The following is an 8016-nucleotide window of genomic DNA, read 5'->3' on the forward strand; positions in this document are numbered from 1 at the left end:
GACTCTATCAGATCGTTTTCTCGACCTGACCCCCAGTCAGCGGGGTTCGTCCTCACGGCCGTTGGGCCGCTCCGACGTCTCAAACCTTAGCGGACTCGCTCCGCATTCCCAAATCGAGGGAAGTGGAATTGAATTCGGGCATGCCGAATTCGCTCCCGCTGGAGGAGCACGTCATAGGTGTGAGTGCCGCTGATGCGGCGGAAGTGTCGCCTCAGAACCGTTACGGCCCCGTGGCAACCCGAGGAACCTTACGGATCGGTAGGGGGGGTGTCAAGGGATCCCGTCAAGATCTTTTAGTCCAGGTCCTCCAGCCGGCCGCTGGCGTCCGGCTGGGCGTGCTCCACCCGGCGGAGCAGACGTGTGAGGACCTCTCCGAGGGCGGTACGCTCCTCCGGTGAGAGGTCCTGGAGGAGGTCCGCCTCGAAGACCGTCGCCTTGCGCATGACCTCCAGCCACTTCTCGCGGCCCGCGGGGGTCAGCTCCACGATCACGCGGACGCGGTTGGACTCGTCCCGCTCCCGGGTGACCAGGCCCTCGGCGACCATGCGGTCGATGCGGTGCGTCATAGCGGCGGGGGTGAGGCCGAGGCGCTTGGCCAGCTCGCCGGGGCCCATCCGGTAGGGGGCGCCGGAGAGGACGAGGGCCTTGAGGACCTCCCAGTCGGCGTTGCTGATGCCCAGCTCGGCGGTCTGGCGTCCGTAGGCGACGTTCATACGGCGGTTGAGCCGCGACAGCGCGGAGACGATCTTCTCGACCTGCGGGTCGAGGTCCTGGAATTCGCGCTGGTAAGCGGCGATCTGCTCTTCGAGTGACGGCTCGCTCAGGCCGGGGGTGTCGCCCATGGCCGCAGTATGGCACGCCCTCACTTTGCCTTGAAGTCCTTCACTGTGTACTCTTTAGCTTCGAATTTTAGCTTCGAAGTGTTGACTTCTAACTAGTGAGAGAGGTGAACGTGACCAGGGCGATGGGCGCAGCGATGCGCCGGATCCATGTGGGCAACGCACTCAGCGCCTTCGGACTGGGCTTCACGGTCCCCTACCTGTACGTCTATGTGGCGCAGGTCCGGGGGCTGGGGGCCGTGACGGCGGGCATGGTGCTCGCCGTCTTTGCCGTGGCTGCGCTGATCGTGCTCCCGTTCGCCGGGCGGGCGATCGTCCGGCGCGGCCCGCTGCCGGTGCTGCTCGCCGCCCTGGTCACCGCCGCGATCGGGGCGCTGAGCCTCGGACTGTCGGGCAGTGCGGTGAGCGTGCTGCTGTCGGCGGCGGCGCTCGGTGCGGGGCAGGCCGTGATGCAGCCGGCGCTGGCCACGATGATCGTGGACTGCTCCTCCTCCGGGACGCGGTCGCGGGCGTTCGCCATGCAGTTCTTTCTGCAGAACCTGGGGCTGGGCATCGGCGGTCTGATCGGCGGGCATCTCGTCGACGCGAGCCGGGCCTCTTCGTTCACCTTGCTCTTCACGCTCGAGGCGGCGATCTTCCTGCTGCTGGTCGTGGTGATGGCGACGGTGCGGATGCCGCACTCGCCGCGGGTGGAGGACGCGCCGCAGTCCGCGAAGGGCAGCTGGAAGCAGCTGCTGGGCAACCGGGCGATGGTGCAGCTGTGCGTGCTGGGCTTCGTGCTGTTCTTCGCCTGCTACGGGCAGTTCGAGTCGGGGCTGAGCGCCTATGGCGTGGAGGCGGCCGGTATCTCGACGTCCGCGCTGGGCACGGCGCTGGCGGCGAACACGCTGATGATCGTGGTGGCGCAGTTCGCGGTGCTGCGGTTCGTGGAGCGGCGCAAGCGGTCGCGGGTGATCGCCTCCGTGGGGCTGATCTGGGCCGTGGCGTGGGCCGTGGCCGGGTACGCGGGCCTCGGCGACGGAAGCCAGGAGATGGCGACGGCCGCGTTCGTGTCGACGTACGCGCTGTTCGGGCTCGGTGAGGCGATGCTGTCGCCGACGCTGGCCCCGCTGGTGGCCGATCTGGCGCCGACCGGGATGGCGGGGCAGTACAACTCCGCCTTCGCCCTGGTGAAGCAGCTCGCGCTGGCCGTCGGTCCGGCGGTGGGCGGGCCGCTGGGGGCCTCGCTGCACGCGCCGTACATCGTGGTCTTCCTGCTGTTCTCGCTGGGGATCACGGTGCTGGCGCTGCGGCTGGGGCGGCAGCTGACCGAGGCGCAGGACCATCCGTCGGCCGCGCGCAGCCGGGTGGTGGCGCAGGGCGGCGCGCCGAAGGGGCACGCACCGGCGCACGTGTGACGCCTGCAGCCCCCCTCGCTCCCTGATGAGCCCTGCCGCACTCCCCGGTGGCCGGCCTGTCTACGGCCGGCCGGGCTGCGGCAGGGCGAACTCGCACCAGACCGCCTTGCCGCCGCCCGGGGTGCGGCGGCAGCCCCAGTTGGAGGCGATGGTCGCCACGATGGAGATGCCCCGGCCGGACTCGTCGCCCGGTTCCGCGCGGCGGCGCCGGGGCAAGTGGTCGTCGCCGTCGGTGACCTCGACGATCAGGCGGCGGTCGGTGCGGCGCAGGCGCAGGCGCATGGGGGGTGTGCCGTGCTGGAGGGAGTTGGCGACGAGCTCGCTGGTGGCGAGGACGCCCAGGTCGTGCAGCTCGGTGGGGAAGCGCCAGCTGGTGAGGACCCCGGAGGCGAAGGCGCGGGCGCGCGGGGCGGCCTCCACGCCGCCGAGGAGTTCCAGGGCGGCGTTGCGGAAGAGTTCGGACTCGGGGCCCTTGCGGGCGGGGTGCTGGAGGACCAGGACGGCGACGTCGTCGTCGTGGTCGGGGGTGACGCCGGCGGAGCGGACCAGGCGGTCGCAGACGACCTGAGGGCTGCCGGTCGCGCCGGCGAGGGCGCGTTCCAGGGCGGCGATGCCCTCGTCCAGGTCCTCGTTGCGGCGTTCGACCAGGCCGTCGGTGTAGAGGACGGCGGTGGAGCCGGGGCCGAGGGGGACGGAGCCGGAGGAGTGCATCCAGCCGCCGGTGCCGAGCGGGGGGCCGGTGGGTTCGTCGGCGCGCTGGACGGTGCCGTTCTCGTCGCGGACCAGGATCGGCAGATGGCCGGCGGAGGCGTACACCAGGCGGCCCTCGTTGGGGTCGTGGATGGCGTAGACGCAGGTGGCGATCTGGTTGGCGTCGATCTCCATGGCGAGGCCGTCGAGCAGCTGGAGCACCTCGTGCGGCGGGAGGTCGAGGCGGGCGTAGGCGCGCACGGCGGTGCGGAGCTGTCCCATGACGGCGGCGGCGCGCACGCCGCGTCCCATGACGTCGCCGATGACGAGCGCGGTGCGTCCGCCGCCGAGGGTGATCACGTCGTACCAGTCGCCGCCGACCGCGGCCTCGGTGCCGCCGGGGTGGTAGGTGGCGGCGATGCGCAGGTCGTCGGGCTCCTCGAGCTCCTGCGGGAGCAGGGAGCGCTGGAGGGTGACGGCGGTCTCGCGCTGGCGGCGTTCGCTGGCGCGCAGGCGTTCGGCGGCCTCGGCGTGGTCGGTGACGTCGGTGGCGAAGACCAGCACGCCGCGGCCGCCGCCGTCCTCGGTGACGGGTGTGCAGGTGAAGGTGTAGGAGCGGCCGTCGGGGGCCTTGCGGGACTTGACCGTGCGGGGCTTGGCGCTGCGCAGCACCTGGTCGAGGAGGGGCAGCAGGCCCAGTTCGGCGAGCTCGGGCAGGGCGCCGCGGGCGGGGGCGCCGACGGGGCGGGGGCCGAAGGCGGCCGTGTAGGCGTCGTTGACGTAGGCGAGGCGGTGGTCGGGGCCGTGGACCAGGGCGACGAGGGAGGGGATGCGGTCGAGGACCTCGCGCACCTTGAGGTCGTCGACCGCGGGGACGGGGGGTGCGTCGTCGGTGAGGTGCTCGGCGCGGGCCGCCGGCACGGAGCCCTCTCCCCGCCGGTCCGGGGTGACCGTGAGATCGGCCCGCGCTGCGGCGCGGCGCTGCGTTCCGGGGAGCCGGGCGCTCCAGCGCGTGAAGTTCACTAATCCTTGCCTCGGTTAGTTGTCGGCGGCCCAAGGCCGGGACCGGCCGGGGTCCCGGGACCGCACGGGGCTTGCTGCGGCCCGCCCGCGTGGTGGACCAGTCTGGCAGGCCGCCGACCGGGCCGGCATCCGTCAGACGCCGCGCCCGCCGGCGGAGTTCCTGGGTCCGGTCAGGACGACCCCTTCGGGTCGTGCGGGGGGTCTTGAGAAGGCTTTCCACCGGCCGCGATTTCGAACTCCGCCCGGGGGTGTTCGAGTGAACCCAGGGAGACGATCTCCCGTTTGAACAGCCCGGCGAGGGTCCATTCGGCGGCCACGCGTGCCTTGCGGTTGAAGGTGGGGACGCGGCTGAGGTGGTAGGTGCGGTGCATGAACCAGGCGGGGTAGCCCTTGAGCTTGCGTCCGTAGATCTGGGCGACGCCCTTGTGCAGGCCGAGGGAGGCGACGGAGCCGGCGTTCTTGTGGGCGTAGGTCTCCAGGGGTTCGCCGCGCAGGGAGTGGGCGATGTTGTCGCCGAGCGTCCTGGCCTGGCGCAGGGCGTGCTGGGCGTTGGGGGCGCAGGTGCGGCCCGCGTCCGGGGCGGTGACGTCGGGGACGGCGGCGGCGTCTCCGGCGGCCCAGGCGTGCGGGGCGCCGTCGACAGCGAGTTGGGCGGTGCACTTGAGCCGGCCGCGTTCGTCGAGCGGGAGGTCGGTGGCGGCGAGGACCGGGTGCGGTTTGACGCCGGCGGTCCATACGACGGTGCGGGTGGGGAAGCGTGAGCCGTCGCTGAGCACGGCCACCCGGTCGGCGCAGGACTCCAGTCTGGTCTCCAGGCGTACGTCGATGTTGCGGCGGCGCAGCTCGGTGACGGTGTAGCGGCCCATCTCCTCGCCGACCTCGGGGAGGATGCGGTCGGAGGCCTCGACGAGGATCCACTTCATGTCCTCGGGCCGCAGGTTGTGGTAGTAGCGGGCGGCGTAGCGGGCCATGTCCTCCAGCTCGCCGAGTGCCTCCACGCCGGCGTAGCCGCCGCCGACGAAGACGAAGGTGAGGGCGGCGTCGCGGAGGGCCGGGTCGCGGGTGGAGGAGGCGATGTCCATCTGCTCCAGGACGTGGTTGCGCAGGCCGATGGCCTCCTCGACGGTCTTGAAGCCGATGCCGTGCTCGGCGAGTCCGGGGACGGGCAGGGTGCGCGAGACGGATCCGGGGGCGAGGACGAGTTCGTCGTAGGCGAGCTGCCGGCCGCCGGTGCCCTCCTCCTCGGTGGCGAGGGTGGTGATGGTCGCGGTGCGTTTGGCGTGGTCGACGGCGGTGGCCTCGCCGATGATGACGCGGCACCGGTCGAGGACCCGGCGCAGGGGTACGACGACGTGCCGGGGGGAGATGGCGCCGGCGGCCGCCTCGGGCAGGAAGGGCTGGTACGTCATGTACGGGTCCGGGCTGACGACCGTGATCTCGGCCTCGCCCCGTTCGAGTTCCCGTTTGAGCTTCCGCTGGAGGCGCAGGGCCGTGTACATCCCGACGTAGCCGCCGCCGACAACGAGAATGCGCGCACGTTCCTTCACCATCCCATGACGCACCCGCCGCTTGCGTTTGTCCACAGGCTCGACGAATTGTGTGACCGGAGGCCAAAGGTGCTCCGCTTTGGCCGAATGACCTATTGCCCGAGCATCGGCGCAGGTCAGCGCTGGTGTTCCGGGAGTCGCCAGGGGGCGCATTTTGGACGAATGTGTCTCGTACTCCGATCGGGGGGCGCTCCGTGCGGAACCTGCCCCTTCTGAATTGACCGCCTCTCAACTATGTTCGTCTCTCGACGGGGTGTAGGGGGATGCGCTCATCGGGTCCGCGACGGGCGGGGTCGATCACCGGGCTCGTTCCGTGAGCCCCGGATATGCAGGGCGGGGAGAGGTCTCCGGGGGGAGACGTCATCAACCGGGGGAAGCGTATGCATGTTCAGGAATCCCATTGGTCTTCCGCTGTCGCTACGGGCGCGGCGGTGAGCGCATCTACGGGGACGACGGGTTCGACGGGTTCGACGGGTTCGACGGGTTCGACGGGGAACGGTCGCGCGGACAAGGCGCGTACGACACCGCTGCGGGTGGACGCACAGCGCAATCTGCAGCATGTGCTGCGGGCGGCGCGCGAGGTCTTCGGCGAGCTGGGTTACGGCGCGCCGATGGAGGACGTGGCGCGCCGGGCACGGGTGGGCGTGGGCACGGTCTACCGGCGGTTCCCGAGCAAGGACGTGCTGGTGCGGCGCATAGCCGAGGAGGAGATCTCCCGGCTGACCGAGCAGGCGCGGGCGGCGCTGGGGCAGGAGGACGAGCCGTGGTCGGCGCTCTCCCGCTTCCTGCGCACCTCGGTCGCCTCGGGTGCCGGCCGGCTGCTGCCGCCGCAGGTCCTGCGGGTGGGTGTGGTGGAGGACCACGCACGGGTGCCGCAGCAGCGGACCCAGCCGGGCACGGGTGAGCTGCGTCTGGTTCCGGAGGAGCCGCCCGCGCCGGAGGACGACGCGGGTGCCTCGCAGCTGCTCGAGGTAGTGGGCCGGCTCGTGGAGCGAGCCCGCGCGGCGGGCGAGCTGCGGGCGGACGTCACGGTCTCGGACGTTCTGCTGGTGATCGCGACGGCGGCCCCTTCGCTGCCGGACGCGGCGCAGCAGGCGGCGGCCTCGGCCCGCCTGCTGGACATCCTGCTGGAGGGTCTGCGGTCGCGTCCCGCGTAGGACGCCAGGGGTAACAGCCAGCGGACTTCCGGACGGCTGCCGGACGACTTCCGGATGGCTGCAGGACGGCTGCCGGAGGAAGGCTCAGGGGGACGCTTCCGCACGGGGGACGGCCCCTGAGCCTTCCCCGAACACACGCACCTGAGTACTCGCGTTCGGCAGGTCCCCACCAACGAGTGGAAGACCCCCGCTATCGGGCCCTGCCCTGAGAACGCTGTGGCACCCTGACCCCTGTTCATGACGGGCCGGGCAGCTGGCGGGGGCTTTTCGCGATGAGCGACGACGGGCGGGACGAGCCGTGCGCCGACGACGGCGCACGGCAGGTGCCGAGCCAGGGGCGTGCCCCGCTGGACGATGTCGACGGCTCGGTCCCGGCCCAGCGCGACCGGCGCGAGGAGGGCGTACTGCCGCCCCCGCGCGTAATGCCGCCCCCGCCCGTGCGGCCCCCGCCCGTGCGGCCGCCGCCCGTGCGGCCGCCGTCCGACGCCGAGCTGATCGGCCGGATGCGCTCGGGCGACGACTCGGCGTACGAGGAGCTGTACCGGCGGCACGCCGACGCGGTGCGCCGCTACGCCCGCACCTGCTGCCGGGACGCGCACACCGCGGAGGACCTGACCGCGGAGGTGTTCGCCCGTATGCTCCAGGCGGTGCGCGGCGGTTCGGGCCCCGAGCACGCCGTGCGCGCCTATCTGCTGACCTCCGTCCGGCGGGTCGCCGCGCACTGGACGCGGTCCGCCAAGCGGGAGCAACTGGTCGACGACTTCGCGGTCTTCGCAAGTCAGGCCGCCCGGCTCGCCGATGGCTCCGACGTCGACACCCTGGATCTGGGCGCGGATGTGCGGGCGATGCACGAGGCCGAGCAGTCGCTCGCCATGCAGGCGTTCCGCTCGCTGCCGGAGCGGTGGCAGGCGGTGCTGTGGCACACCGAGGTCGAGGACGAGTCGCCGAGTGAGGTCGCCACGCTGTTCGGCCTGGACGCCAACGGCACCCGGGTGCTGGCCAGCCGGGCGCGTGAAGGTCTCAAGCAGGCGTACCTCCAGGCGCACGTCAGTTCCGCCCTCACCGCCGACGACGAGTGCGCCCGCTACGCCGACCAGCTCGGCACCTACGCCCGCGGCAGGCTGCGCACCCGCGCCGAACGGGGCCTGCGCAAGCATCTGGAGGAGTGCGCCCGCTGCCGGCTGGCCGCCGCCCAGATCGAGGAAGTCGCCTCGGGCATCCCCGCGTTCGTGCCGGTGGCCGTCATCGGCTGGTTCGGCACCGCCGGATACGCCAAGGTGGCCGGTCTCGCCGCCGGCGGCGCGGGCGCGGCCGGGGCGGGTGCCGCCGCGGCGGCGTCGGGCGGCGGCTCCGCGAGCGGGGG

Annotated in this window: 6 protein-coding genes; 3 read left to right on the forward strand and 3 right to left on the reverse strand. The window is 72.2% G+C overall.

The genetic code is table 11. The features are described 5' to 3' along the window. Window positions 1–293: 293 nt before the first annotated feature. Window positions 294–842, reverse strand: coding sequence for a MarR family winged helix-turn-helix transcriptional regulator (locus ABD198_RS30090; RefSeq protein ID WP_344007827.1), 549 nt, complete (start codon window positions 840–842; stop codon window positions 294–296). A gap of 122 nt (window positions 843–964) precedes the next feature. Between ABD198_RS30090 and ABD198_RS30095 the strand changes: the two genes are divergently transcribed. Beyond that, entirely contained in the window at window positions 965–2236 is a 1272-nt protein-coding gene (locus tag ABD198_RS30095) for an MDR family MFS transporter (protein ID WP_344007838.1), read from the forward strand. 60 nt (window positions 2237–2296) lie between these two features. Here the strand turns inward: ABD198_RS30095 and ABD198_RS30100 are convergent, their stop codons facing one another. Continuing rightward, on the reverse strand, window positions 2297–3949 hold the full coding sequence (locus tag ABD198_RS30100) for an ATP-binding SpoIIE family protein phosphatase (protein WP_344007829.1): 1653 nt from the start codon (window positions 3947–3949) through the stop codon (window positions 2297–2299). Between the two features lie 170 nt (window positions 3950–4119). Then, a complete protein-coding gene (locus ABD198_RS30105) occupies window positions 4120–5499 on the reverse strand; it encodes an NAD(P)/FAD-dependent oxidoreductase (protein WP_344007832.1) in 1380 nt (459 codons plus the stop codon). A 377-nt stretch (window positions 5500–5876) separates the two neighbouring features. Here ABD198_RS30105 and ABD198_RS30110 point away from each other — a divergent pair, with 377 nt between their 5' ends. Together ABD198_RS30110 and ABD198_RS30115 are read left to right on the forward strand one after the other, a co-directional pair. After that, window positions 5877–6653 (forward strand): TetR/AcrR family transcriptional regulator, encoded by a 777-nt coding sequence (locus tag ABD198_RS30110; protein WP_344007834.1) that lies wholly within the window; start codon window positions 5877–5879, stop codon window positions 6651–6653. 272 nt (window positions 6654–6925) lie between these two features. Next, window positions 6926–8016: sigma-70 family RNA polymerase sigma factor (locus tag ABD198_RS30115; RefSeq protein WP_344007836.1), on the forward strand; the 1091-nt coding region annotated here is incomplete at its 3' end.

Origin of the sequence: Streptomyces thermocarboxydovorans (genome assembly GCF_039524635.1) — a bacterium.
Classification (GTDB): Bacteria; Actinomycetota; Actinomycetes; order Streptomycetales; family Streptomycetaceae; genus Streptomyces; species Streptomyces thermocarboxydovorans.

Coding starts and splice junctions, on each gene's coding strand:
- ABD198_RS30090 (WP_344007827.1), bottom strand. CDS start 842: ATGGGCGACACCCCCGGCCTGAGCGAGCCGTCACTCGAAGAGCAGATC.
- ABD198_RS30095 (WP_344007838.1), top strand. CDS start 965: ATGGGCGCAGCGATGCGCCGGATCCATGTGGGCAACGCACTCAGCGCC.
- ABD198_RS30105 (WP_344007832.1), bottom strand. CDS start 5,499: ATGGTGAAGGAACGTGCGCGCATTCTCGTTGTCGGCGGCGGCTACGTC.
- ABD198_RS30110 (WP_344007834.1), top strand. CDS start 5,877: ATGCATGTTCAGGAATCCCATTGGTCTTCCGCTGTCGCTACGGGCGCG.